Annotated in this window: 16 protein-coding genes and 1 pseudogene; 15 read left to right on the top strand and 2 right to left on the bottom strand. The window is 72.7% G+C overall.

Going from position 1 to position 26,463, the window contains the following annotated elements:
• Positions 1-25: 25 nt before the first annotated feature.
• From ACFYY8_RS35465 to ACFYY8_RS35485, 5 genes are all read left to right on the top strand, one after another.
• Positions 26-1,414 carry an amino acid permease gene (locus ACFYY8_RS35465; RefSeq protein WP_390048725.1) on the top strand — a complete coding sequence of 463 codons (1,389 nt, stop codon included), beginning with the start codon at positions 26-28 and terminating at the stop codon, positions 1,412-1,414.
• Positions 1,414-2,535 carry a serine hydrolase domain-containing protein gene (locus ACFYY8_RS35470; protein ID WP_390048727.1) on the top strand — a complete coding sequence of 374 codons (1,122 nt, stop codon included), beginning with the start codon at positions 1,414-1,416 and terminating at the stop codon, positions 2,533-2,535. The genes ACFYY8_RS35465 and ACFYY8_RS35470 overlap by 1 nt, the downstream gene beginning before the upstream one ends.
• Before the next feature lie 166 nt (positions 2,536-2,701).
• Complete coding sequence (locus ACFYY8_RS35475) at positions 2,702-2,932, top strand: ferredoxin (RefSeq protein ID WP_390048729.1); 231 nt, start codon at positions 2,702-2,704, stop codon at positions 2,930-2,932.
• A complete protein-coding gene (locus ACFYY8_RS35480; protein ID WP_390048731.1) occupies positions 2,922-4,316 on the top strand; it encodes an NAD(P)/FAD-dependent oxidoreductase in 1,395 nt (464 codons plus the stop codon). Before ACFYY8_RS35475 ends, ACFYY8_RS35480 begins: the two co-directional genes overlap by 11 nt.
• A gap of 54 nt (positions 4,317-4,370) precedes the next feature.
• Positions 4,371-5,609 (top strand): cytochrome P450, encoded by a 1,239-nt coding sequence (locus tag ACFYY8_RS35485; RefSeq protein ID WP_390048734.1) that lies wholly within the window; start codon positions 4,371-4,373, stop codon positions 5,607-5,609.
• A gap of 12 nt (positions 5,610-5,621) precedes the next feature.
• Here ACFYY8_RS35485 and ACFYY8_RS35490 read toward each other — a convergent pair.
• Positions 5,622-6,602: pseudogene (locus tag ACFYY8_RS35490) on the bottom strand (RNA polymerase sigma factor); the annotation flags it as partial.
• A 516-nt stretch (positions 6,603-7,118) separates the two neighbouring features.
• Between ACFYY8_RS35490 and ACFYY8_RS35495 the strand changes: the two are divergent.
• The 10 genes from ACFYY8_RS35495 to ACFYY8_RS35540 all read left to right on the top strand — a co-directional run bounded on the left by ACFYY8_RS35495 (position 7,119) and on the right by ACFYY8_RS35540 (position 25,614).
• Positions 7,119-11,054: a hypothetical protein gene (locus tag ACFYY8_RS35495; RefSeq protein WP_390048737.1), complete on the top strand. Its 3,936-nt coding sequence runs from the start codon at positions 7,119-7,121 to the stop codon at positions 11,052-11,054.
• Positions 11,055-11,215: 161 nt separating this feature from the next.
• Positions 11,216-12,013 (top strand): TIGR03084 family metal-binding protein, encoded by a 798-nt coding sequence (locus ACFYY8_RS35500; RefSeq protein ID WP_390048739.1) that lies wholly within the window; start codon positions 11,216-11,218, stop codon positions 12,011-12,013.
• 176 nt (positions 12,014-12,189) lie between these two features.
• Positions 12,190-13,170 carry a DUF1702 family protein gene (locus ACFYY8_RS35505; RefSeq protein WP_390048742.1) on the top strand — a complete coding sequence of 327 codons (981 nt, stop codon included), beginning with the start codon at positions 12,190-12,192 and terminating at the stop codon, positions 13,168-13,170.
• A gap of 178 nt (positions 13,171-13,348) precedes the next feature.
• Positions 13,349-14,371 carry a DUF1702 family protein gene (locus ACFYY8_RS35510; RefSeq protein WP_390048744.1) on the top strand — a complete coding sequence of 341 codons (1,023 nt, stop codon included), beginning with the start codon at positions 13,349-13,351 and terminating at the stop codon, positions 14,369-14,371.
• 3 nt (positions 14,372-14,374) lie between these two features.
• Positions 14,375-16,342 (top strand): CRTAC1 family protein, encoded by a 1,968-nt coding sequence (locus ACFYY8_RS35515; RefSeq protein WP_390048746.1) that lies wholly within the window; start codon positions 14,375-14,377, stop codon positions 16,340-16,342.
• Positions 16,339-17,322, top strand: a complete 984-nt coding sequence (locus ACFYY8_RS35520; RefSeq protein ID WP_390048748.1) for an enediyne biosynthesis protein — start codon at positions 16,339-16,341, stop codon at positions 17,320-17,322. The genes ACFYY8_RS35515 and ACFYY8_RS35520 overlap by 4 nt, the downstream gene beginning before the upstream one ends.
• Positions 17,319-23,147: an SDR family NAD(P)-dependent oxidoreductase gene (locus ACFYY8_RS35525; protein WP_390048750.1), complete on the top strand. Its 5,829-nt coding sequence runs from the start codon at positions 17,319-17,321 to the stop codon at positions 23,145-23,147. Before ACFYY8_RS35520 ends, ACFYY8_RS35525 begins: the two co-directional genes overlap by 4 nt.
• Positions 23,147-23,584, top strand: a complete 438-nt coding sequence (locus tag ACFYY8_RS35530) for an acyl-CoA thioesterase (protein WP_390048752.1) — start codon at positions 23,147-23,149, stop codon at positions 23,582-23,584. Before ACFYY8_RS35525 ends, ACFYY8_RS35530 begins: the two co-directional genes overlap by 1 nt.
• Positions 23,585-23,608: 24 nt before the next feature.
• Positions 23,609-24,211 carry a flavin reductase family protein gene (locus ACFYY8_RS35535; RefSeq protein WP_390048754.1) on the top strand — a complete coding sequence of 201 codons (603 nt, stop codon included), beginning with the start codon at positions 23,609-23,611 and terminating at the stop codon, positions 24,209-24,211.
• Positions 24,208-25,614, top strand: a complete 1,407-nt coding sequence (locus tag ACFYY8_RS35540) for a cytochrome P450 (RefSeq protein WP_390048756.1) — start codon at positions 24,208-24,210, stop codon at positions 25,612-25,614. Before ACFYY8_RS35535 ends, ACFYY8_RS35540 begins: the two co-directional genes overlap by 4 nt.
• 90 nt (positions 25,615-25,704) lie before the next feature.
• Here ACFYY8_RS35540 and ACFYY8_RS35545 read toward each other — a convergent pair whose 3' ends face one another.
• Positions 25,705-26,451, bottom strand: coding sequence for a helix-turn-helix domain-containing protein (locus tag ACFYY8_RS35545; protein WP_390048758.1), 747 nt, complete (start codon positions 26,449-26,451; stop codon positions 25,705-25,707).
• Positions 26,452-26,463 lie beyond the last annotated feature (12 nt).

A 26,463-nucleotide genomic window follows, 5' to 3' on the forward strand; every position in this document is an offset into this window, starting at 1 on the left:
GGGGCCACGAAACCAAGGAGTCTCGATGGCGCAAGGTGAGACAGCGCTCCGCCGCGGACTGCGGCGGCGGCACATGACAATGATCGGCATAGGCGGCGTCATCGGCGCGGGCCTGTTCGTCAGCAGCGGCTCGGTGATCGCCATGGCGGGTCCCGCCTCGGTCGTCGCCTACGCCGTGGGCGGCGTGATCGTCGTCCTGGTGATGCGGATGCTCGGCGAGATGGCCGCGGCGCACCCGACCACCGGGTCCTTCTCCCGCTACGCGGAGCTGGCCCTGGGCCGCTGGGCGGGATTCCTCGTCGGCTGGGGCTACTGGTACTTCGCGGTCGCGGTGATCGCCTTCGAGTCCGTCGCGGGCGCCAGGCTGGCCTCCGGCGTCGTTCCCGGCCTGCCGGTGTGGCTGGGCGCCCCGGTGCTGCTGGCCGTCCTCACCGTGGCGAACCTGGTCTCGGTGCGGGTGTTCGGCGAGACCGAGTTCTGGCTGGCCTCGGTCAAGGTCATCGTGGTCGTCGCCTTCCTGGCCGCGGGCGCGCTGTACCTCACCGGGCTGTGGCCGCACGGCGGGGCGGGCCTGTCCGCGCTGACCGAGCACGGCGGCTTCGCCCCGAACGGCTGGGCGGCGGTACTGGCCGCGCTGGTGACGGTGGTCTTCTCCTACTTCGGCGCGGAGATCGTCACGATCGCCGCCGCGGAGTCCGCCGAACCCGCCAGGGAGGTCGCGCGGGCGACCGTCAGGGTGGTGTGGCGGGTGCTGGTCTTCTACGTCGGCTCGATCCTGCTGATCGTCGCGGTCGTGCCGTGGAACCGGGTCCCGGCCAACGGGGAGGACAGCCCCTTCGCCACCGCCATCGAGGCCTTCGGCGTCCCCGGCGCGAGCGGCCTGATGACCGCGGTCGTCCTGGTCGCCGTGCTGTCGATCCTGAACGCGGGGATCTACGGCTCCTCCAGGATGCTGATGTCCCTGGCCGAGCGCGGGGACGCGCCCGCCGTACTGGCCCGGGTGCGGCCCTCGGGGGTGCCCGCCCCGGCGATCCTGGCGGGAAGCGGTCTCGCGCTGGTGGTCGTGGCCGTCGCGGGCCTGGTCAGCCCTGATGAGATCTTCGCCTTCCTGCTGAACGCCTCCGGCCTGCTCACGCTGGTCCTCTACCTGTTCATCGCGGTGAGCCAGCTACGGCTGCGCGCCCGCACCGACCCGGAGACGCTGCAGGTGCGCATGTGGGGGCACCCCTGGCTGAGCTGGACGGTGCTCGTCCTGCTCGGCGCGGCCCTGCTGGCCGTCTCCGTCTCTCCCGGCGTCGGGCCCGTCGTGCTCGGCGTCGGCGTCATCCTGGCCGTGACGCTGCTGGCGTACACGGTCAGGGCCCGGCTGGGCCGTACGGTCCCGCCGGTCACCGATCCACTGGAGGTCCCCTGATGCGCCCACCCGGCAGAACCTCGGCCGTGGTCGCCGTTCTCACCGCGCTGTTCCTGCTCCTCACCGCGGGTCCCGCGGCCGCCGCCGAGGCCGGGTTCGCCTGCCTCGTCGGCAGGGCCGCCAAGCCACCGGTCCCCGGCGTCATCCTCGACGTCCGGGGCCCCGGGGTCGCCTACACCGGCGCCGCGGGCGCCTTCCGGCTCGGCGGCAGGGACCTGCGGCCGACGGACGCCTTCCGCGCGGCCAGCGTCACCAAGACCTTCACCGCCGCGACCGTGCTCAAGCTTGCAGAACAGGGCAAGCTTCGCCTTGACGACCCGATCAGCAAATATCTCGACCCTTCCCTGGTCGGGCGGGTCCACGTGCTCGGCGGCCGTTCCCACGGCGCGCGGATCACCGTGCGCGAGCTGCTCGACCACACCGCGGGCCTGTACGACTACGCCGCCGACGAGAGGTGGATCGCCGAGGTCGCCGCCCATCCCCGCAGGACGTGGACACCGGGACGGCTGGTCGACTGGGCTCTCACCCACGGCAGGCCGTACTTCAAGCCGGGCAAGGGCTACCACTACTCCGACACCGGCTACATCCTGGCCGGGTACGTCATCGAGAAGGTCAGCGGCCTGCCCCTGCACCGCGCCTACCGCACACTGCTCCTCGACCCGCTCGGGCTGCGCGGGACCTACCTCGAGCACTGGGAACGGCATCGCGGGGCGCCGCTCTCGCACCCCTACCTCGGCTCCGTGGACACCAGGAACTGGAACCCGACCTTCGACACCTTCGCCGGAGGCGGCCTGGTCTCCACCGCGGCCGACCTGACCACCTTCTTCCGCGCCCTGTTCGAGGGCAGGGTCTTCCACGACCCGGCGACGCTGCGCGCCATGCTGACCGCGACCCCGCAGAGCAAGGGCACCTACGGCCTCGGCGTCCAGCGCCTGACATCAGGCGACGAGGTCCTGTGGTTCCACCCCGGAGCCTGGGGAGCCGTCGCGGCCTACGCGCCCGCGCGGCGGATCTCGGTCGTGGCGACCGTCAACCAGGCTCAGGACGAGGGGGCGCTGGCGGCGCTGCTGCGCGACGCCTACGCCACGGCCCTCGGCAGGCCCGTTCCCGGCTGCGGATGACGACCAGGACGAAGTCCCACTATCCCCCTGGGAAGCGGCAAAGGTCCCGCAAAAGGGTCGTAACACGGTAATCGCCGACCTTGTCCTCCCAGGTCACCGCCCTAGTCTGGACATCACCCAAGGGCCGTTCCCGCCACGGGACGGCCGAAGGGGGCTGGGGGATTCCGTGAGGATTGTCGTCGATCTCAACCGTTGTGAGGGCTACGCCCAGTGCGCCTTCCTGGCGCCGGACGTCTTCTCCATGCACGGCCAGGAGGCCCTGATGTACGACCCGGGCCCCGGCGAGGAGCGGCGCGAACAGGTCCTGCGGGCCGCGGCGGCCTGCCCGGTGCAGGCCATCACCGTCGAGTGGGACACCGCGCGACGGCCAGGGGGAGCGTTCACCGATGTCCGCTGAGACGGCCGCACGGGAGTTCAGACGGCGGGGCCGGGTGGTCGTCGTCGGAGCCTCCCTCGCGGGGCTGCACGGAGCCGAGGCGCTGCGCGCCGGGGGCTTCACCGGATCGCTGACCGTGATCGGCGACGAGCCGCGCGAGCCGTACGACAGGCCGCCCCTGTCCAAGCAGGTCCTGCTGGGCAGGACGGCGGCGGAGGCGACCACACTGCCGCGTGCCCGCGACCTTGACGTCCGCTGGCGGCTCGGTGTGGCCGCGACCGGGCTCAACCTGGCCGAACGGCGGGTCAGCCTCGCCGACGGCGACGAGATCGAGTACGACCGTCTGCTCATCGCGACCGGCACCCGCGCCAGGCCGTGGTTCAAGGAGACGGAGGCCGCCCTCGACGGGGTGTTCGTCCTGCGCACCGCCGACGACGCCGCCGGACTCAACCGGCACCTGGCGGCGGGCCCCCGCCGGGTGCTGGTCGTCGGAGCCGGGTTCACCGGCTCGGAGATCGCCTCCGCCTGCCGGGAGAGGGGCCTCGAGGTCACGGTCGCCGAGCGCGGCCCCGCCCCTCTCGTCGGGGCGCTCGGCGGCGTCGTCGGCGCGGTCGCGGCGCGGCTGCAGCGTGAGCACGGCGTGGACCTGCGCTGCGGCGTCACGGTGACCTCCCTGGAGGGCGACGCCGCGGGACGGCTCAGGCGCGCCCACCTGTCCGACGGGAGCGCGATCGACGCCGACGTGGCGGTGGTCGGGCTCGGCGCGATACGCAACACCGAGTGGCTGGCCGGATCGGGACTGGCCGCCGGGCCGAGGGGTGTCGCCTGCGACGCGGGATGCCGCGCCTTCGACGTCCACGGCATCGTCACCGACGACGTCTTCGTCGCCGGGGACGTCGCCAGGTCCCCCCACCCGCTCTTCGGCTACCAGTTCCTCTCGCTCGAACACTGGGGCAACGCGGTCGAACAGGCCGAGATCGCCGCCCACAACATGATCAACTCAGGGCTCGACCGCCGCCCCTACCTGTGGGTCCCGGCCTTCTGGTCCGCCCAGTTCGGGGTCAACATCAAGTCCATCGGCGTCCCGCCCATGGGGGAGGAGATCGTCGTCACGCAGGGCGCCCTGGAGGAGGACCGCTTCGTCGTGACATACGGCTTCCAGGGGCGCGTCATCGCCGCGGTCGCCTTCGACCAGGCCAGATGGATCGACTTCTACCGCAGGCTGATCGAGTCGGCGGCGCCCTTCCCGCCCGACTTCCCCAACGTGGACAGGCGTGCCGGGGGCATCCGGCCGATCTCCGCCGACTTCCCCGACCCCTCCCTGCCGAGCCACGGCCCGACCGTGACGCTGAGCGGATACGCGCCCAGCGAGCGCAGGCTCCAGTTCACCCCGGCCCGCGCCTGACCGGCGACGCGCCAGACGACGCCCGAGGATCGTGAGGACCGTGAGGAAGCAGCCATGACGCAGGGCACCCTGCTGCGGCAGATCACCGACTACGCCAACCGCGCCGACCCCTACCCGCTGTACGCCGAACTCCGCAGGACGCCGGTCTCACGGCAGGACGACGGGATCTACGCGGTCAGCACCTACTGGGAGATCCTCAGCCTGCTGCACGACCCGAGGATCAGCTCCGACAGCCGTAACCGGCTGCCGGGCGCGGCGGGCGGCCTGCTGCCCGACGCCGAGGAGGACACGGGCCTGCCGCCCAGCTTCATCAGGCTCGACCCGCCCGAGCACGACCGGCTGCGGCGGCTGGCGATGCGGCCGTTCGGGCCGCCGCACACCCCCCGGCGGATCCACGACATGCGCGGGGAGCTCGACCGGATGGTCACCGGCCTGATCGACGGCCTGGGGGACAGGCGGGAGGCGGACCTGGTCGACGACTTCGCCTACCCCTTCCCCGTGATGGTGATCTGCAGGCTCCTCGGCGTGCCCCACGAGGACGAGGCACGCTTCCACGTCTGGGCGGAGAAGATCGTCGCGGGCATCGACCCGAGCTCGTCGGAGGACCCCGCGCAGCGGCAGCTCACCGCCCAGCAGGCCCGGGTCGAGCTGGGCCGCTATCTCGCCGGGCTCGCCGAGGAGCACCGCCGCGCACCCGGCGACGACCTGCTGTCGGCCATGGTCACCGCGCAGGACCCGCAGGGACGCCTGACACCGATCGAGATGATCACAACGGCAGTCCTGCTGTTCATCGCGGGCCACGAGACCACCGTCAACCTCATCACCAACGGGATGCTCACCCTGCTGCGCCACCCCGAGGCCCTGGCCAGGCTCAGGAAGGAGCCGGAGCTGGCCGTACCGCTGGTTGAGGAGCTGCTGCGCTTCGAACCGCCGGTGCAGTTCCTGCCGCAGCGCACCGCCCTGGCCGACATCGAGGTCGCCGGGACCGTCATCCCGAAGGGGGCGCCGATCTGGCTCGTGCTGGCCTCGGGAAGCCGCGACCCCAGGCGTTTCGACGAGCCCGACAGGTTCGACCCGGAGCGGGCGGACAACCAGCACTTCGGCTTCGGCAGCGGAGTCCACTACTGCTTCGGCGCGCCGCTGGCCCGCCTTGAGGCGCAGATCGCGCTGACCCAGCTGGCCCGCAGGCTCAGCGACCCCGGGCTCGTCGACGACCCGCCGCCCTACCGGCGGAATCCGGTCCTGCGCGGCCCCCGCCACCTCAGGGTCGCCTTCGACGGCCTGACGGGGTAGGCCGGACGGCCGTCAGCTCAGGTAGTCGCGCAGCGCCTGGGACCTGGACGGGTGACGCAGCTTGGACATGGTCTTGGACTCGATCTGGCGGATGCGCTCCCGGGTGACCCCGTAGACCTTGCCGATCTCGTCCAGCGTCTTCGGCTGGCCGTCGGTCAGCCCGAACCGCAGGGCCATCACCCCGGCCTCACGCTCGGACAGGGTGTCGAGGACGGCGTGCAGCTGCTCCTGCAGCAGCCCGAACGCCACCGCCTCGTCGGGGGTGATCGCCTCGGAGTCCTCGATGAGGTCGCCGAACTCGCTGTCGCCCTCCGTGCCGAGCGGGCTGTGCAGGGAGATCGGCTCCCGGCCGTACCGCTGGACCTCGACGACCTTCTCCGGGGTCATCTCCAGCTCGCGGGCCAGCTCCTCCGAGGTCGGCTCGCGGCCCAGGTCGGACATCATCTGCCGGTGCACCCGGGCCAGCTTGTTGATCACCTCGACCATGTGGACCGGGATGCGGATCGTCCGCGCCTGGTCGGCCATCGCCCGGGTGATCGCCTGCTTGATCCACCACGTCGCGTAGGTGGAGAACTTGAACCCCTTGGTGTAGTCGAACTTCTCCACCGCGCGGATCAGGCCCAGGTTGCCCTCCTGGATCAGGTCCAGGAAGAGCATGCCCCTGCCGGTGTAGCGCTTGGCCAGCGAGACCACCAGACGCAGGTTGGCCTCGAGCAGGTGGTCCTTGGCGTGCCGGCCGTCCTCGGAGATCCACTCCAGCTCGGCGCGCACGTCGACCGGCAGCCGGTCGCCCTCGACCTCGAGCTGCTCCTCGGCGAACAGGCCGGCCTCGATGCGCTTGGCCAGCTCGACCTCCTGCTCGGCGTTGAGCAGGGGAACCTTGCCGATCTGCCGGAGGTAGTCCTTGACCGGGTCCGCACTCGCACCCGCGACCGTCACCAGGGCGTCGGGCGTCTCGTCATCGTCGTCGGCCAAGATCAGCACGTTTTCCTCAGCGGAGGCCGTCACGGCGATCACATCCTTCATGGAGCCGGCAGGACAAACACCTGTGCATTTCAACGTACGTCCTGCACGGGTGTGCTGCGGCCACTCAGGGGGCGGCGTGGCGCAGGACGTCCGGGGCCGGTGGGGCGCGCGGTACGGCGGCCACGCGCCGCCGAGGAGGGCGCAGCGGTGGCCGCCGTGACGATTCCGGCCCTGCGGGACAGGAGATTCGCGACGTATGCGTGGGTTTCGCCCCTTCCGCTTCTTCGGCTTCCTGGAATGCGGTGGGAAACGACCCCCGGAACACCCGCGACGCGGCGCGGCGGCTCAAGTCGTGAGCGTTCTCCGCCGGTGACCGGATGGCGGACGAAAGACGACCCACAACGAGGGGGTACGGCGGGCCGCCATGTCGTGACGCGCTTCGTGAAAGCGCTTGTCGTGATCGATGATGATCTCGCCGGAGACGCGAGGAAAACCGGCTTCCGGCCTATTGGGGCGTGTGCAACAATCGCCGGGCGAGTTCCGGTGTCGAAGGTGTCGAAGGCCCGCCGGGGGCTCGGACGGCTGCCTCCGGCTGTCTCCCGGCGTCACCTCGCGCGGGCACCGGGGGGCCGGACCGAGGAGGTGGGGGCGCTGCCGCGTGGCGAGCGACCACTGGACGAGGGGGACAGCGCGCTGCTGCGATTCGCGGCCGAACTGCGCGAACTGAGGGAGAAGGCGGGCGGCCCGCCGTACCGGTCGCTGGCCCGCAGGGCGCACTACTCGGTGGCGACGCTGTCCGGCGCGGCGGCGGGCAGGAGACTGCCGAGCCTGGCGGTGACCCTGGCCTACGTCGGAGCCTGCGGGGGCGACGGTGCCGAGTGGGAACGGCGCTGGCACGAGGTGGCCGCGGAGCTCGCGGAGAGCGGCCCGCGGGAGACAGGGGAACGGGAGGCCGGGCAGGAACCGCCGTACGTCGGCCTGGCGGCCTTCCGCAGTGAGGACGCCGACCGGTTCTTCGGCCGCGAACGGCTCGTCGCGGAGTTACGGGCCCGCCTGGCGCGGCGGAGGCTGGTCGCGCTCTTCGGCACCTCGGGCGCGGGGAAGTCCTCGCTGCTGCGGGCCGGGTTGCTGCCGCGCAGGAGGGCCGAGGGCGGACAGGGCCCCGTGGCGCTGTTCACCCCGGGCCCGCGTCCCCTGGAGGAGTGCGCGATCCAGCTCGCCCGGCTCACCGGGGACACCCCGGGCGGGCTGCGCGACGAACTGGCGGACGGCCCGCTCGGCCTGCACCGGGTCGTCCGCCGGGCCCTGGCCGACCGTCCGGAACAGGCCGAGCTGCTGCTGGTCGTCGACCAGTTCGAGGAGGTCTTCACCCTCTGCGACGACGAGACGGAGCGCGGCCGTTTCGTCGCGGCGCTGGTCACCGCGGCCGGCGCGGACGACAGCCGCTGCCGGGTCGTGCTCGGGGTGCGCGCCGACTTCTACGCCCACTGCACCCGCCACCCGGACCTGGTCGAGGCCTTCGCCGACGCGCAGCTCGCCGTGGGCCCCATGACCACCGACGAGTTGCGCCGCGCCGTCGTGCAGCCCGCGGTCCGCGCGGGCTGCACGGTCGAGACCGCGTTGCTGACCGCCGTCGTGGCCCAGGTGAACGGGCAGGCGGGAACGCTGCCCTCCCTCTCGCACGCCCTGCTGGAGACCTGGCGCAGACGCAGGGGGAACGCGCTGACCCTGGCGGGCTTCCAGGCGGCGGGCGGTCTGCACGGCGCGCTCGCGCAGACGGCCGAGTCGCTCTACGCCGCCTTCGGCCCCCGGCGGCAGCGGCTGGTCAAGAGCCTGTTCCTGCGGCTGACCGCCCTCGGCGAGGGCACCGAGGACACCAAACGGCCCGTCTTCCGCCGTGAGCTCGACCAGGACGACCCCGACACCCCGGTCGTCCTGGAACGCCTGGCGGCCGCGCGCCTCATCACCCTCGACCGCGAAACCGTGGAGATCTCCCACGAGGCGCTGCTGGGCGCCTGGCCCCGGCTGCGCGGCTGGCTGGCCGAGGACCGTGAGGGGCTGCGCGTCCACCGCAGGCTCACCGAGGCGACCGACACCTGGGAGTCGCTCGGCCACGATCCGGGAGCCCTCTACCGGGGGGTCAGGCTCGCCCAGGCGCAGAGCTGGGCCGAGAAGGGAGACGCCGTGCTCACCGGCAGGGAGCGCGCCTTCCTCGACGCCAGCCTGGCCGCGCGGGCCGCCGAGCTCGACGAGGGCAGGCGTCACGCCCGCCGCCTGCGCCAGCTCGTCGCCGCGCTCACCGTGCTGCTCCTGCTGGCCGTCACCGCCGTCGTCTACGCCGCCGACGCCAACGGCACGGCCACCCGCCAGCGCAACATCGCCGTCTCCCAGAAGGCCGCGGGCGAGGCCGCCGCGCTGCGCGCGACCAACCCCGCCCTGGCCGCCCAGCTCGGGCTCGCCGCCTACCGGCTGGTGCCGACGGAGCAGGCCAGGGGCACCCTGCTGAGCGCCTTCGCCACCCCCTACGCCACCCGTCTGACCGGGCACACCGACAACGTCAACGCGGTCGCCTTCAGCCCCGACGGGCACACGCTGGCCAGCGCGAGCCGCGACCGCACCGTGCGGTTGTGGGACCTCGCCGACCCCCACCGCCCGGTGGCGCTCGCGGTCCTGGCGGGGCACACCGGCGGTGTCGGCGCGGTCGCCTTCAGCCCGGACGGGCACACGCTGGCCAGCGCCGGGCAGGACCGTACGGTGCGGTTGTGGGACCTCGGAGACCCTCGCCGCGCCGCGGCGCCGGTCGTCCTCACCGGGCACACCGGCGAGGTGAACGCGGTGGCGTTCAGCCCCGACGGACGGGTGCTCGCCAGCGCGGGAACCGACCGCACCGTGCGTCTGTGGGACGTCGCCGACCGCGCGCGCCCCAGACCGCTGGCCCGCGTCACCGGCCACGACGACGCCGTCGCCTCGGTCGCCTTCGACCCGAGAGGCCGCACCCTCGCCAGCGCAGGGCAGGACCGCACGGTGCGGCTGTGGGATCTCACCCGGCCGCGGGCCCCCACCCGGACGGCGGTCCTGATCGGGCACACCGGCACCGTGAACGCGGTGGCGTTCAGTCCGGACGGCCGCTCGCTGGCCAGCGCGAGCCAGGACCGCACCGTCCGGCTGTGGGACACCGGCGACCCCGGGAAGGTCAGGGAGAGACGCGTCCTGCGCGGCCACACCGACGGCGTGCGCTCGGTGGCCTTCAGCCCGGGAGGACGCGACCTGGCCGGCGCGAGCACGGACCGCACGGTGCGGACGTGGGACGTGTCCGACTCCGGCGCCGAGGAGCCCGCCGTGCTGTCGGGCCAGGTCGGGGCGGTCGTCTCGGTGGCCTTCGCCCCCGGCGGCAGGAGCCTGGCCAGTGCCAGCGACGACCACACCGTCTGGGTGTGGGACCTGCCGGGCCCCGTGCTCGCCGCGCACCGCGACGCGGTCTGCTCGGTCGCCTTCAGTCCCGACCGGCGCGCCCTGGCCAGCGGGGGATCGGACCGTACGGCGTGGCTGTGGGACGTCGCCGACCCCTTCAGGCCCAGGGCGCTGAGCGAGCTGACCGCGCACCGCGGCCCGGTGTGCGGGCTCGCCTTCGCTCCCGGCGGCCGTGTTCTGGCCACGGCGGCCCACGACCGCACGGTGCGGCTGTGGGAGGTCACCGACCTGCTCCACCCGACGGCCCTGGCGACGCTCACGGACTTCACCGGCGACGTCAACGCGGTGGCCTTCTCACCCGACGGCCGTCTCCTGGCCACTGCGGGACTCGACCGCGCGGTGCGGCTGTGGGACGTCTCCCGTCCCGGGCGGCCGGAGCCGGTGGCGACGTTGACGGGGCACACCGACGGGGTGAACGCGGTGGTCTTCTCCCCGGACGGGAAGGCACTGGCCACCGGCGGCTGGGACCGTACGGTGCGGCTGTGGGACGTCTCCCGTCCCGGGCGGCCGGAGCCGGTGGCGACGTTGACGGGGCACACCGACGGGGTGAACGCGGTGGCGTTCTCCCCTGACGGGAAGGTGCTGGCCGGCTCGGGCTTCGACCGCACCGCCAGGCTGTGGGACGTCTCCCGCCCGGAGAGCGCGCGGCCCCTGTCCACGCTGACCCCGCACACCGACACCGTCTACGCCGTGGCGTTCGCCCCCCGGGGCCACATCCTGGCCACGGCCGGAGCCGACCGCACGGTGCGGCTGTGGGACACGACCGACCCGCGCCTGCCCGTGGAGCTGGCCACCCTCGACGGCCACACCGAGGGGATCCACGCGCTGGCGTTCAGCCCGGACGGGCACACCCTGGCCACCGCGGGCCGGGACCGCACGGTCCGGCTGTGGGAGATCGACTCCGAGCGCGCCGCCGCCCTGGTGTGCGCCGTCGCGCACCCCGGGATCACCCGCGCCGAGTGGGGCCGCCACTTCCCCGACATGCCGTACGAGCCACCCTGCCGGTGACCCCCTCGGCGACCACCCGGTGACCACGGACAGCACACAGGGAGAAGACAGCCGGTTCACACCGATGCATGCTGGGGCAGAACGCGCCGCCGCGGTGAGGTGTTCGGCAGACCTCCTTCCCTGGAGGTTCCCTGCGAGTTTCCCTGCGAGAGGACAGGCTCGTGACCCAGTTGCAGGACGTGATCTCCGACCTGGCCGCGGAGGGCGAGGAGGTCGACCGCATGGTCGAAGGCCTCGACGCCGACGGGTGGGCGCTTCCCACCCCCGCGCCCGGATGGACGATCAGACACCAGATCGCGCACCTCACCTTCATCTTCCGCCTGGCCGAACTGGCGGCCTCCGACCCCGAGACGTTCGGGGCGCTGGCCGCGCGGGCGGGCAAGGACTTCGACGGGGCGGTGAACGCCGCCCTGGCGGACTATCTGGACGACCCGCCGGAGAAGCTGCTGGCCCGCTGGCGGGCCGGGCGCTCGGCCTCGCTCGCGGCGCTCGCCGCGGTGCCGGAGGACCAGGTCGTGCCGTGGCTGGTCAGGCCGCTGCCGCCCGCCGTGCTCGGCTGCGCCGGATACATGGAGCTCTTCGGGCACGGCCAGGACATCGCCGACGCGCTCGGGGTACGGCGGGAGCCGACGGACCGGATCAGGCACCTGGCCTGGTTCGCCACCCTGACCAGGGACTTCGGCTACCAGGCGCGGGGACTGACGCCGCCGGGTGAGGAGTTCCGCTTCGAGCTGACCGCGCCCTCGGGCGAGTCGTGGGCCTTCGGGCCCCGGGACGCCGGACAGCGGGTCACCGGCCCGGCCCACGACTTCTGCCTGCTCGTGGTCAGGCGCAGGCACCGTGCCGACCTCGCGCTCACCGCCTCGGGGGCGGAGGCCGACCGGTGGCTGGACATCGCCCAGGCCTACCGGGGGCCCGCGGGCCAGGGCCGTACCCCGGGACAGTTCGCCGCCCGCTGACGGAAACCCCGCGACGATCCCGCGCGGCCCGGGGCGCGCCCACGACGGGCGTGCTCCGGGCCGCGCACGCGTGGGGGCGGATGACGTGATCCGTCCGCCGGGGTGGCGCAATCCAAGAGATGCGTCACGACCCGCGGGAAGGGAGCATGAAAGGGTCACCCGAGCAGGGAGGTCCCATGCCCACCGTCTTCGGATCGCTGCGCAGCCTGCTGCTCGCGCCCTCCCTGGCCGAGGTGACCTTCGCGGGACGCGGCTTCCAGGTCGTCCCCTCCGAGGCGACCCGGCGCCTGGAGGCGATCCCCCAGGCGGTGGTGTGCGGGTTCGAGTGGGGCGTCAACGCGCGGGACCAGTGGGAGGTCGAGCGCAGGCTCGCGATGGTCGACCGGGAACTGCGCGGCTTCGCCTACGAGGGCGCGACGATGGCCTGCGCCGTCCTCGACGCGATGGGCGGCGGCCGTGGCACCCGCACCCGCGACCTCCTGCTCGGTCCCGGCAGGCCGCACCTCTTCCTGACCTACATCGGCATCGGGTTCGCGCTCGCCCGGCTGCCGAGGGTGCTGTGGAGCAGGGCGGTTCCCGACCTGACGGGCCTGCCGTACCACCCGACGATGAGCTGGCTGGCCGTCGACGGGTACGGCTTCGACCGCGCCTACTTCGACACCGCGCGCTGGGTCGGCCGGCAGCGCGTGGCCGAGCCCTACCCGTGGGAGGGCATGCCGGACTACTTCCCGAGGGCGGCGGACCAGGGGGTCGGGCGGGCGCTGTGGTTCGTCCACGGAGGCCGTCCCGGCGACGTCGCGGCCACGGTCGGGCGCTTCGCGGAACACCGGCGGGCCGATCTGTGGAGCGGCGTCGGGCTGGCGGCGGCGTTCGCGGGCGGGGCGGACGCGGAGGACCTGGCCGCACTGCGCGAGGAGGCCGCCGAGCACGGGGCGGAGCTGGCCCAGGGCGCGGTCTTCGCGACCAAGGCCCGCCACTACGCGGGGTTCGTGCCGCCGCACACCGAGACGGCGGTCCGGGCCCTGGCGGACCTGACCGCGGAGGCCGCGGTCGCGCTCGCGGACGACTCGGCCGTCGAGCGGGGCTCCGGGGGGCTGCCCGCCTACGAGCTGTGGCGAGGGAAGGTGCGCGCCCACCTCTCCCTGCGGACGGGCTGACGGCGGACGCCGCATTTCCGCGTAATTGTTGCGGCCTTTTTGTGAATTGACGGCACGGGAACATCCGCTGTCGTCGCCGTGAATCATGCGCCCGATTGCCGGAAGCTTTCCTTTGCGTTTCCGTGAGCACGTTTGAAGTAGACAGTCGGTCAAGGTGCCTGTGTAGATTTGTCGGCAGATGGGCGAGGAGACGGATCTATCCGGAATAAGGGGCGTGAGGCGGCAAGTGGCCAATGCTTTGAGGGCGCTGAGGCGCCGAATTCTGACCCCGGGCGTCTCGGCCACGAAACTCGGGACGCGCGGTTTCAATGAGAAAAGCCCACAGGCGAGAGAATTGCTCGAAACGATTGGTGAATCGTTTCTGGCCGGCTACGCGCACGTGGCCGGTTCACGCTCGGCCCGTGAGGCGGAACAGCGGCTGGAGACGATCCCCACCCGCTTCCGCGGCTTCGCCTACGAGGGCGCGGGCATGGGCGCCGCCGTACTGGACGCCCTGCCGTTCACCGGGGGCCGCAGAACGGGAGACCTCCTCGCCGGGCGCGGCGACGACCACCTCTACATGGTCTACGTCGGGGTCGGCTGGGCGATGGCCAGGCTGCCGCGTTTCCTGTGGCCCGACGTCTCGGCCTACGACCCGCTGCTGCGCTGGCTCGTCCTCGACGGGTACGGCTTCCACCAGGCCTACTTCCACACCGGCCGCTACGTCCACGCCCGTTTCCGCGACCCCGACTTCCCCTGGACGGCCGACCGCTTCCGCTGGTACGCCGGGCACGCCATCGACCAGGGCGTGGGACGGGCCATGTGGTTCGTCGGCGGGACGGACGTGGAACTCGTCGCCACGATGATCGACGGATTCCCCGAGGAACGCAGGGCCGACCTGTACGCGGGCGCCGGGCTGGCCGCCAGCTACGCGGGCGGCGCGGACGAGGGGGAACTGCTGGCCTTCTGGGAGCGCGCGGGCGGATACCGCCCGCAGATCGCCCAGGGCTGCGCGTTCGCGGCCGAGGCCAGGCAACGGGCCGGCCTCGTGGTGCCGCACACGCTCCTGGCCACCCGGGTCTTCTGCGACATGACCCCGGAACAGGCGGCGCGGATCAGTGAGAAGGCCCGTCCCGACGGGCCCGTCCAGGGCGAGGTGCCCGCCTACGAGGTGTGGCGGCGGCGCATCGCCGACGAGTTCGCATCCCTTGGGAGGTGTTAGGACGTGACAGCGACAGCGGGCTGGCTGCGCAGGCAGCTCCCCGGAGTCCTCGCGCTCGTACTGATCGTGAGCGCGTTCGTGGTGGCCCGCATTCCCACGCCCTCGGCCGCGGACACGGCCCGCATGGCGAGCAGGTACTTCTTCGCCCCGATGTCCATCGCCCTGCCCGGAGGCTTCCGGCAGCAGGAGATCCGCGGGGTGCACCCCGACTACACGCACATCGACGCGTGGATCTCCTCGGTCGGGGCGGCGATCGCGATGAACGACCTCGACGGCGACGGCCTGTCCAACGACCTGTGCCTGGTCGACCCGCGCATCGACCAGACCGTGGTCACCCCCGTCCCCGGCGGGAAGGCCGACAGGTACGCGCCCTTCGCGCTCGACCCCGGCGCGCTGCCCATGAACGACCACATCGCCCCCATGGGGTGCGTCCCCGGCGACTTCAACGAGGACGGCCGCCTCGACCTGCTCGTCTACATGTGGGGCCGTACGCCGATCCTCTACCTCGCCAGGCCGGACGCCGCCGGGCTCGGCCCCGACGCCTACCGGCCGGTCGAGCTGGTGCCCGGCCCCAACGCCACCGGCGGCCTCTACAGCGGCCCGCAGTGGAACACCAACGCCGCGACCGTCGCGGACTTCGACGGCGACGGGCACGACGACGTCTTCATCGGCAACTACTTCCCGCAGAGCGCGGTGCTCGACTCCCGCGGCACCGGCCTCGTGCGCATGAACCACTCCATGTCCGACGCGCACAACGGCGGGGACGACTTCTTCTTCCGCTGGACCGGCTCGGTCACCGGAGCGGACCCCTCGGTCACCTACCAGCGGCTCGACGACGTCCTGCCCGAGACGGCCTCCAAGGGATGGGAGCTCGCCGCCGCCGCCACCGACCTCGACGGCGACCAGCTGCCCGAGCTGTACCTCGCCAACGACTTCGGCCCCGACCGGATGTTCTACAACCGCTCGACGCCGGGCCACATCAGGCTCTCGCTCGTCGAGGGGGTGCGCTCGCCGCTGATCCCCAAGTCGAAGACGATCGGCCACGACTCCTTCAAGGGCATGGGCCTCGACTTCGGCGACCTCAACGGCGACGGCGTCTACGACATGTTCGTCAGCAACATCACCACCTCCTTCGGCATCGAGGAGAGCAACTTCCAGTTCATGTCCGCCTCCGGCGACAAGGCCGCCCTGCGCGAGAGGCTCAGCCGGGGCGAGGCGCCGTGGACCGACCGCAGCGCCCAGGCGCGCACCGCCTGGTCGGGCTGGGGCTGGGACGTCAAGATCGACGACTTCGACAACGGCGGGGACCTCAGCATCGTCCAGGCCACCGGGTTCGTGAAGGGCGAGGTCGACCGCTGGCCGCAGCTGCAGGAACTGGCCACGGCCAACGACCAGCTGCTGCAGAACCCCTACTGGTGGCCGAACGTGCGCGCGGGCGACGACGTCGCGGGAACCCAGACGCTGCACTTCTTCGTCAAGTGCCCCGACGGCACCTACGTCGACGTGGCCAAGGAACTCGGGCTGGCCGTACCGGTGCCGACGCGGGGGGTCGCGACCGGTGACGCCGACGGCGACGGCAGGCTCGACTTCGCGGTCGCCAGGCAGTGGGGCGAGCCCGTCTTCTACCGCAACCAGAGCCCCTCACCCGGGGCCTTCCTCGAACTGCGGCTGACCCGCGAGGCCACCCCGGTGCCCGGCGCGCTGCCCGCCCCCGGCTCACCGGTGACCGGCGCGCAGGTCACGGTGACGACGCCGGACGGGCGCAGGCTCCTCGGCAGGGTGGACGGCGGCAGCGGGCACTCGGGCAAGCGCAGCAGCGAGGTGCACATCGGGCTCGGCAGGAACGTCACCGGTCCCGTGCGGGTCAACCTGCGCTGGCGCGACCGGGCCGGACAGGTACACGACCAGGATCTTCAGCTGACGCCGGGCAGGCACCGCCTCGAACTCGGCGGCCAGGCCAAGGAGAGATGACCGAGATGTCTGACAGGACGCACAACCCCCCGCGCCACGACCCCAAGGTCACCATCGCACTGCGCAACTTCGCGATATCCATCACGGTCTTCAACACCGTCGGCTACATCCTCCTCGGGTTCGAGCAGCCCTGGCTGTGGCCCTTCGTCGCCGTGGCGACCGGCTACGTGGTGGAGATCGCGCTTGAGTTCGTCTCGGCCAAGGCCGAGGGACGGGCGCCGCGCTACACGGGCAACGGGCCGCGCGGCCTGGTGGAGTTCCTCTACCCGGCGCACATCACCAGCCTGGCCATGAACATGCTCATCTACGTCAACGACCAGATCCTGGTGATGATCTTCGGGGTGGTCGTCGCGGTCGGCGCCAAGTGGGTGCTGAGGGCACCGGTCCGCGGGAAGATGCGGCACTTCATGAACCCGTCGAACTTCGGCATCGCCGTCATCCTGCTGATCCTGCCCTGGGCCAGCATCGCGCCGCCGTACCACTTCACGGAGAACGTCGACACCTGGATCGACTGGCTCATCCCCGCGATCATCATCCTCGGCGGCAGCATGATCAACGGCAAGCTCACCGGGCGGATGTGGCTGATCGCCGCCTGGGTCGGCGGCTTCGCCGTGCAGGCGGTCCTGCGCGGCCTGTTCTTCGGCACCTCGATCTCCGGGGCGCTGGGCATGATGACCGGCGTCGCCTTCATCCTCTTCACCAACTACATGGTCACCGACCCGGGGACGAGCCCGTCGAGACCCGCGGCGCAGATGCTCTTCGGTGGCGGCGTCGCCCTGACGTACGGCCTCCTCACGGCCGTGCACATCCCCTACGGCATCTTCTTCGCCACCGCGGCCGTCTGCCTCGTCCGCGGCGTCTTCCTGTGGTCGCTCCACTTCGTGGACAAGGCGCGTGAGCGGCGCGAGACCCTGGCGCGCCTGACCGCGCGCGCCCAGGACGGCCTGGCGAGCACCGGCAAGGAGGTCGCCTCGGTATGAGCAGGATCGCGATCGTCGGCATGGCGTGCCGCTACCCCGACGCCGCCTCGCCGAGGGAACTGTGGGAGAACGTCCTGGCCGGACGGCGGGCGTTCCGCAGGCTGCCCGACACGCGCATGCGGCTCGAGGACTACTGGGACGCCGACCCGGCGGCCCCCGACCGCTTCTACGCGCGCAACGCGGCCGTCATCGAGGGCTACTCCTTCGACCGGATCGGCTACAAGATCGCCGGAAGCACCTACCGCTCGACCGACCTCACCCACTGGCTGGCGCTCGACACGGCCGCGCTCGCCCTGGCCGACGCGGGCTTCCCCGGCGCGGAGGGACTGGCCAGGGAACGCACCGGCGTCATCGTCGGCAACACCCTCACCGGGGAGTTCGCCAGGGCCAACCTGATGCGGCTGCGCTGGCCGTACGTGCGGCGCACCGTCGCGGCGGCGCTCAAGGAGCGGGACTGGGACGACGAACGGCTCACCGGGTTCCTCGACGACCTGGAGGCCTCCTACAAAAGCCCCTTCCCCGTCCCCGACGAGGACACCCTGGCGGGCGGGCTCTCCAACACGATCGCCGGGCGCATCTGCAACCACTTCGACCTCAAGGGCGGCGGCTACACCGTGGACGGCGCCTGCTCCTCCTCACTGCTGTCGGTGGTCACCGCGGCCAGGGCCCTGGCCGACGGCGACCTCGACGTGGCCGTCGCGGGCGGGGTCGACCTGTCCATCGACCCGTTCGAGATCGTGGGCTTCGCCAAGACCGGGGCCCTGGCCAGGGGGGAGATGCGGCTCTACGACCGCGGGTCGAACGGCTTCTGGCCCGGCGAGGGCTGCGGGATGGTCGTGCTGATGCGCGAGCGGGACGCCGTCGAGGCCGGAAGACGGATCTACGCGACCGTCGCCGGGTGGGGCGTCTCCTCGGACGGAAGGGGCGGCATCACCAGGCCCGAGGTCAGCGGGTACCGGCTGGCGCTGCGCCGCGCCTACGAACGGGCGGGCTTCGGCATCGAGACCGTCGCCATGTTCGAGGGGCACGGCACCGGCACCGAGGTCGGCGACAGGACCGAGCTCACGGCCCTGTCCCAGGCCCTCTCCCACGCCGACGGCCCGCGTGCGGCGATCAGCTCGATCAAGGGGATGATCGGGCACACCAAGGCCGCCGCCGGGGTCGCCGGGCTCATCAAGGCCACCCTGGCGGTGCACCACCAGGTGCTGCCGCCGACCACTGGCTGCGTCGACCCGCACCCGGTGCTGACGGAGGAGACGGCGCGGCTGCGGGTGCTGCGCAAGGCGGAGCCGTGGCCCGGCGGGACGCCGGTGCGCGCGGGCGTGACCGCCATGGGCTTCGGCGGCATCAACACCCACGTGGTCCTCGAGAAGCCCGGCCCGCGCAGGCAGGCCAGGCTCGACGGCAGGACCAGGGCGCTCGCCTCCTCGGTCCAGGACGCCGAACTGCTGATGCTCGACGGCGCCTCACCCCCCGAGCTGCGCGAACGCCTGGCCGAGCTGGCGGACTTCGTGCCCGCCCTGTCGTACGCCGAGCTGGGCGACCTGGCCGCCACGCTCCAGCGTGAGCTGCGCGGCCTTCCGTACCGGGCGGCCGTCGTCGTCTCCTCGCCCGAGGACGCCGAACGCGGGCTGCGCCGGGTGCTCGCGGCCCTCGACGCGGGGGAGATCCCGCTGTTCTCCGCGGACGGCAGGGGCTTCCTCGGCCACGTGAGCGGGCCGGGCAGGATCGGCTACCTCTTCCCCGGGCAGGGCTCGGGCAGGGGGACCAGCGGCGGAGCCCTGCGCAGGCGTTTCGCCGAGGCCGAGGAGGTCTACCTCAGGGCGGACCTGCCCTCGGGCGGCGACATGGTCGCGACCGAGGTGGCCCAGCCGCGCATCGTCACCGGCTCCGTCGCGGGCCTGCGCGCCCTGGCCGTCCTCGGCGTCGAGGCGGACGTCGCCGTCGGCCACAGCCTGGGCGAGCTGTCCGCGCTGCACTGGGCGGGGGCGATGGACGAGGAGACCCTGCTGCGGGTCGCCGCGGCCAGGGGCAGGGCCATGTCCGAGCACGCCGCCTCGGGGACCATGGCGGGCATCGCCGCCTCCCCGGACGCGGTCACCGCCCTGACCGGGGACCTGCCCGTCGTGATCGCCGGATACAACGGCCCCCGGCAGACCGTCGTGGCCGGGCCGGTCGACGCCGTACGGGAGGCCGGGCGCAGGGCCCTCGCGGAGGGGCTGCAGTGGACCCCCCTGCGGGTGTCGCACGCCTTCCACTCGCCGCTCGTCGCGCCCGCCGCGCGGGAGCTGGGCGAACGGCTGGCAGGGGAGGAGTTCGACCGGGTCGGGGCGCGCGTCGTCTCCACGGTCACCGGGGAGGCGCTGACGCCGGAGACCGACGTCCCGGCACTGCTGCGCAGGCAGGTCACCGACCCCGTGCTGTTCGCCCAGGCGGTGGAACTGGCGGCCAAGGACATCGACCTGTTCGTCGAGGTCGGCCCCGGACGGGTGCTCAGCGGGCTGGCCGCCGCGGTGACCGACGTGCCCGCGGTCGCGCTGGACACCGACGAGGAGTCGTCGGCCGGGCTGCTGCGGGTGGTCGCCGCCGCCTACGTCGCCGGAGCCCCGGTCGCGCACGAGGCGCTCTTCCACGGCAGGCTGGTCAGGCCGCTGCGGCTCGGCGCGCCGCTGTCGTTCTTCGAGAGCCCCTGCGAGCGGGCCCCCGAGGTACGGCTGCGCCCCGCCGTACGGCCCGCGGAGCAGCGGGAGGCCCCGCAGGCCCCGCAGCCGCCGCAGGAGGGCGGCGCGGGGGAGAGCGCCCTGGACATGCTGCGGAGGCTGGCCGCCGAACGCGCCGAGCTGCCCATGGACATGGTGCGGGCCGACAGCCACCTGCTCGACGACCTGCACCTGAGCTCCATCACGGTCGGGCAGATCGTCAACCAGGCGGCCCGGCGGATGGGCCTGTCCTCGGCGCAGGCGCCGACCAACTTCGCCACGGCGACCGTGATGGAGCTGGCCGACGCCCTGGGCACACTCGCCGAGACCGGCCAGGGCCAGGAGACGGCGGCGACGGTCGCCGGTGCCGCCGCCTGGGCCAGGCCGTTCTCCGTGGACCTCGACGAGATGCCGCCGCCCGCCGCACGCGTGCGGGAGGACAACGGCCGCTGGACGCTGCACACGGCGGGGGAGCACCCCTTCGCCGAGACGCTGCGCCGGGAGCTCGAAGAAGCGGGCGTCGGCCGGGGAGTCCTGGTCTGCCTGCCGCCCGAGTGCGCGCGGCAGGACCTGGAGCAGGCCCTGCTCGGCGCCCAGGCGGCCCTGGCGGCCGAGCCGGGGACCCGGTTCGTCCTGGTACAGCACGGCAGAGGCGCCGCCGGACTGGCCAGGACGCTCTTCCTCGAGGCGCCCCATCTGCGCACGACCGTCGCGCACGTGCCGGTGACCGAACAGGCCGTCGGCTGGGTCGTCGGCGAGGTCGCGGCGACCACGCGCTACGCGGAGGCCCACTACGACGAGGAGGGCACACGCCGGGTGCCGACCCTGCGCGCCATGCCGGTACGGCCCGCCCGCGTCGTCCAGCCGCTGGACGGCACGGACGTGCTGCTGGTGACCGGCGGCGGCAAGGGCATCACCGCCGAGTGCGCGCTCGCCCTGGCCTCCGACAGCGGCGCCGCCCTCGTCGTCGTCGGGCGCTCCGACCCGGAGCGGGACGAGGAGCTCGCGGCCAACCTGCGGCGGATGTCCGACACCGGGGTGACCGTCAGATACGCCAGGGCCGACGTCACCGACGCCGACGGGCTGCGCGCGGCCATGGCGGAGGCGACGGCGGAGACCGGGCCGGTCACCGCGGTGCTGCACGGCGCGGGACGCAACGAGCCGGGCGCGATCACCGGTCTGGACATGGCGGCCTTCCACCGCACCCTCGCCCCCAAGGTCGACGGGCTGCGGGCGGTGCTCGACGCGGTCGACCCCGGCTCGCTGCGCCTGCTGGTGACGTTCGGCAGCATCATCGGCCGGGCGGGGCTGCGCGGGGAGGGGCACTACGCCACCGCGAACGAGTGGCTGGCCTGCCTCACCGAGGAGGTCGCCCGCGACCACCCCGGCTGCCGTGCCCTGTGCGTCGAGTGGTCGGTCTGGTCGGGTGTCGGCATGGGGGAGCGGCTCGACGTCGTCGAGACGCTGTCCCGGGACGGCGTCACCCCGATCACCCCCGACCAGGGGGTGCGGATCATGCGCAGGCTGCTGGCCGACCCCGATGCTCCCACGGTCGTGGTGGTCAGCGGGCGCACCGAGGGCGTCGGCACCGTCCGCCACGACCTGCCCCCGCTGCCGCTGCTGCGCTTCGTCGGCAGGCCGCTGGTCCGCTACCACGGCGTCGAACTGGTCGTCGAGACCGAGCTGAACGCGGGCACCGACCTCTACCTGGCCGACCACCACCTCGACGGCAACCTGCTCTTCCCCGCGGTCTTCGGCATGGAGGCGATGACCCAGGTGGCCGTGGCGACCCTCGGCACGGCTCAGGAGAGGCCGCCGACGATCGAGCAGGCCGAGTTCCTGCGGCCCATCGTGGTGCCGCCGGACGGCACGACGACGATCAGGATCGCCGCCGCCGTCACCGGGGACGAGACCGTCGAGGTGGCCGTGCGCAGCGCGGAGACCGGCTTCGACGCCGACCACTTCAGGGCGCGGCTGCGCTTCGCCGGGGAGACGGCCCAGGACGGGCCGCCGGAGCAGGTCGCCGAGGGGCTGCCCCCGGTGCCGCTCGACCCGATGGCCGACCTGTACGGCGAGGTCCTGTTCCAGGGCGGGCGTTTCCAGCGGCTGCGCCGCTACCACAGGGCCGCGGCCAGGCACGTCGACGCCGACGTGGCGGCGGACGGGAACACCGGCTGGTTCGCCGGGTTCCTCTCCGGTGAGCTGCTGCTCGGCGACCCCGGGGTGCGCGACGCGCTGATGCACGGCAACCAGGTGTGCGTGCCGGACGCGACGCTGCTGCCCTCGGGGATCGAACGCCTCCAGCCGGGCGGCGCCGCGCTGACCGAGGCGGGCGAGCTGCGCTACTGCGCGACCGAACGGCTGCGCGACGGCGACACCTACGTCTACGACATCGCCGTGCGGGACGGCGCGGGCCGGGTCGTCGAACGCTGGGACGGGCTGCGGCTGCGGGCCGTACGCAAGGGGGACGGGCGGGGGCCGTGGGTCGCGCCGCTGCTCGGCCCCTACCTGGAGCGCGCGGTCGAGGACCTGACCGGGGCCGCCGTCGCCGTCGTCGTCGAACCCGGCCCGGCCACGCCCGGCCCCGACCTGCGGGGCCTGCCCGACCTGCCCCACCTGCCGGAACGGACCGGGAACACGGCGGAGCGCAGGGCCATGACCACCGTGGCGGCAGGGCGCGCCCTCGGGCGTCCCGTCGAGGTCCGCCACCGCCCGGACGGGCGGCCCGAGGTGGACGGCGGCAGGACGGTCTCGGCCTCCCACGGCGCCGGGCTGACCCTGTGCGTCGTGGCCGTCGGCACGACCGGCTGCGACGTCGAGGCCGTGCGGGAACGGACGGTCGAGGACTGGCGGGGACTGCTCGGCCCGCACTTCGGGCTCGCCGAGCTGGCCGCGATGGAGCTGGGCGGCAGCCTGGACGCCGCGGCGACACGCGTGTGGGCCGCCGCCGAGTGCCTGCGCAAGGCGGGCCTGCCCCCCGGGGCGCCACTCACCTGGACCTCGGAGCGGCGGGACGCGTGGACGGTCCTCGCCTCCGGCGGCCTGCGGATCGCGACGCTGGTGACGACGCTGCGGGACGCCGTGGAGCCGGTGGTCTTCGCGATCCTCACCGAGGGGCGGCGGTGATGGGCAACTACTTCGAGTATCTGCACACGGTCGGCTTCGAGGAGACCAACCTCGTCGGCAACGTCTACTACGTCAACTACCTGCGCTGGCAGGGGCGTTGCCGGGAGATGTTCCTCAAGCTCCACGCCCCCGACGTGCTCGGCGAGCTGCAGGAGGACCTGAAGCTGTTCACGCTGCGGGTGGACTGCGAGTTCTTCGCCGAGATCACGGCCTTCGACGAGCTGTCCATCAGGATGCGTCTGGTGGACCTCGCCCAGACCCAGATCGAGTTCGGCTTCGACTACGTCCGGCTCGACCCGGGAGAGGTCCCATGTGGGGAGACGCTGGTCGCCAGGGGCAGGCAGCGGGTCGCGTGCATGCGCGGCCCGAACAGCCGGACCGTCCCGGCCAGGGTCCCCGAGCCGCTGACCCGCGCGCTCGAACCATACCTGTCCTAGGAACGGCCAACCGGGGAGATCAGCATGAGCGTCAATCCTGAGCCGTCCCACGAGACGGGTTCCGCCGGACCGGAGCCGGACGCCGTGACGGGCACAGCGACGGGCACAGCGACGGACGTCGTGGCGGACGCCAAGGCGATGCGCAGGGCGTTCGGGATGTTCGCCACCGGCGTCACCGTGGTGACCGTCGGCGGCGGTGGCCCGCACGCCATGACGGCCAACTCCTTCACCTCGGTCTCGCTCGACCCGCCGCTCGTGCTGGTCTGCGTCGACCGCGGCGCGATCATGCACGGCCGCCTCGCCGCGGAGGGGACCTTCGGGGTCTCCGTCCTGGCCGCCGACCAGGAGTCCCTGGCCAGGCACTTCTCCAACCGGTGGCGGCCCCTGGGAGCCGCCCAGTTCGACACCGTCGACTGGCTTCCCGGGCCGCTCACCGGCGCTCCGCTGCTCGCGGGCACACTCGCGCGCTTCGAGTGCGAGCTGTGGCGCGCCTACGACGGAGGCGACCACTCGATCTTCATCGGGCGGGTGCTCTCCATGGAACAGCAGGACGACCGGGACGGCCTGCTGTTCTTCCACGGCAGGTTCCGCCGGATCATTCCAGATCGAAGTGAGGTGACAGCTTGAACCCCACCGGACGAGGCGCCGCGGCCGTGCCGGGCGGCGGGGCGTCGTCCCCGGCGCCCGGCCGGCTGAGACCGCCCGGACCGCCGCGCAGAGCCGCGATGGGCCTGTTCCTGAAACTGGCCCGTGACCGGCTCGCGCTGATGACGTCGGCCGCCGAACGGTACGGCGACGCGGTCCGGATCTCCCTCGGGCCGAAGACGCTCTACTTCTTCAACCACCCCGACCACGCCAAACACGTGCTGGCCGACAACAGTGCCGGCTACCACAAGGGGATCGGACTGGTCCAGGCGCGCCGTGCCCTCGGGGACGGGCTGCTGACCAGCGAGGGCGAACTGTGGCGCAAACAACGCAGGATGATCCAGCCCGCCTTCCAGCACCGGCGGATCGCCCAGCAGGCGGGTGCCGTCGCGGAGGAGGCGGCGGGGCTGGTCGGCAGGCTGCGGGCGCATCAGGGAGGCGAGCCGGTCGACGTGCTGGGGGAGGTGACCGCCCTGACGCTCGGGGTGCTCGGCCGTACCCTGCTGGACGCCGACCTGGGCGCCTTCGGTTCGGTCGCGCACTCCTTCGAGGCCGTGCAGGACCAGGCGATGTTCGAGATGGTCACGCTCGGCGCGGTGCCGACGTGGCTTCCGCTGCCCAGGCAACTGCGCTTCCGCCGGGCGCGTGAGCAGTTGCAGCGGGTCGTCGACCGCCTGGTGGCCGAACGTTCGGCGCGCGGCGCGGTCGAGGGGGACGACGTGCTGTCCCGGCTGATCGTCTCGACCGGGCAGGAGTCCGATCCCCGGGTCGGCGGCAGGCGGATGAGGGACGAGCTGATCACCCTGATGCTCGCCGGGCACGAGACGACGGCCAGCACCCTGGGGTGGACCTTCCACCTGGTGGACCGCAATCCCGGGGTGTGGGACGGGCTGCACACCGAGGCGGTCGAGGTGCTCGGTGACCGGCTGCCCGGCTACGAGGATCTGCACCGGCTGAGGTACACCACGATGGTGGTCGAGGAGGCCATGCGGCTCTACCCGCCGGTGTGGATTCTGACGCGCAGCGCGCAGCGGGACGACCTGGTCGGCGCCTACCACGTGCCGGCCGGGGCGGACGTGCTGATCTGCCCCTACACGCTGCACCGGCATCCGGGGTTCTGGAGGGACCCGGAGCGCTTCGACCCGGAACGGTTCGCCCCCGAGGGAGCCGCCTCCCGGCCGAGGTACGCCTACATTCCCTTCGGCGCCGGTCCCCGCTTCTGCGTCGGCAACAGCCTGGGCATGATGGAGGCGGTCTTCGTGGTCGCGATGGTCGCCAGGGAACTGCGCCTGACCGGGGTTCCCGGCCACCGGGTGGTCGCCGAGCCCATGCTCTCGCTCAGGATGCGCGGAGGGCTCCCGATGACGGTGCGCCCGGCCGGGTGAGGGGGGTTCCCAGGGCGGGAGGTTCCCGGGACGGGACGGCGACGGCCGCAGGCCTTCATGGCTGCGGCCGTTTCCGATGGGCGCGGGAGGTCAGCTCGCCACCGAGTTGAGCGCCACCAGGCGCACGTCGAGCAGGGCGAGCAGCACCGGGGGGTCGAGGGTTCCCATCGGCCGCAGCTGTACGTCGGCGGGCTTGACCACGACGTCACGCCGCACCGTGATCGGTCCGTAGCTCCCGACGTAGAGCGACGGGTCCCTGCCCAGACTGCTGATGATCTTCTCATTTCCCGGGGTGACGGAGTGGGCCAGCAGATGCCAGGTGCCCTGGGGCACCCTCTCAAGCACGTAGGGGCCGGGCCTGCGCAGCACCGTGCAGCGGACCGGTGGCCCCTGCGGGATGCACGTGGGGAAAAGCCCGACGAAGATGAGGCCGCACTGACCCGAAGACGGAGCCCAGATCTTGCCCTGGACGGTCGTCAGCCGGGTCTCCTCACCGTCGTTCCTGCCGCTGGTGAGGATCAGCGGGGCGAAACCGCCGTGTTGCCGGTAGGTGGTCGGCGCGAGACCGACGCAGCTCTTGAAACGGGAACTGAAGGTGCCGACGCTTGAGTAGCCGACCTGGATGCTGATGTCGGCGACGCTCAGCGAGGTCGACAGGAGCAGCCGTTTGGCCTCCTGCAACCGCAACGCCGACAGGAAACGTCCAGGTGAGATACCGGTTACCTGTCTGAAGACCCGGGAGAAGTGAAATTTGCTGAACATGGCGGTGCGGGCCATGTCATCGATGGTGAGCTCGTCGCCGAGATGCTCACGCATGGTCTCGATAACTCGTCTCACAGCTTTCTCAAG

The sequence above is a fragment of the Streptosporangium sp. NPDC001559 genome, from assembly GCF_042893955.1.
Classification (GTDB): domain Bacteria; phylum Actinomycetota; class Actinomycetes; order Streptosporangiales; family Streptosporangiaceae; genus Streptosporangium.

Excerpts from the sequence above, each read along its gene's own strand:
- ACFYY8_RS35530 (WP_390048752.1), top strand. The coding sequence starts at position 23,147 with ATGGGCAACTACTTCGAGTATCTGCACACGGTCGGCTTCGAGGAGACC.
- ACFYY8_RS35510 (WP_390048744.1), top strand. The coding sequence starts at position 13,349 with ATGGGCGAGGAGACGGATCTATCCGGAATAAGGGGCGTGAGGCGGCAA.
- ACFYY8_RS35465 (WP_390048725.1), top strand. The coding sequence starts at position 26 with ATGGCGCAAGGTGAGACAGCGCTCCGCCGCGGACTGCGGCGGCGGCAC.
- ACFYY8_RS35520 (WP_390048748.1), top strand. The coding sequence starts at position 16,339 with ATGACCGAGATGTCTGACAGGACGCACAACCCCCCGCGCCACGACCCC.
- ACFYY8_RS35485 (WP_390048734.1), top strand. The coding sequence starts at position 4,371 with ATGACGCAGGGCACCCTGCTGCGGCAGATCACCGACTACGCCAACCGC.
- ACFYY8_RS35470 (WP_390048727.1), top strand. The coding sequence starts at position 1,414 with ATGCGCCCACCCGGCAGAACCTCGGCCGTGGTCGCCGTTCTCACCGCG.
- ACFYY8_RS35505 (WP_390048742.1), top strand. The coding sequence starts at position 12,190 with ATGCCCACCGTCTTCGGATCGCTGCGCAGCCTGCTGCTCGCGCCCTCC.
- ACFYY8_RS35480 (WP_390048731.1), top strand. The coding sequence starts at position 2,922 with ATGTCCGCTGAGACGGCCGCACGGGAGTTCAGACGGCGGGGCCGGGTG.
- ACFYY8_RS35535 (WP_390048754.1), top strand. The coding sequence starts at position 23,609 with ATGAGCGTCAATCCTGAGCCGTCCCACGAGACGGGTTCCGCCGGACCG.
- ACFYY8_RS35525 (WP_390048750.1), top strand. The coding sequence starts at position 17,319 with ATGAGCAGGATCGCGATCGTCGGCATGGCGTGCCGCTACCCCGACGCC.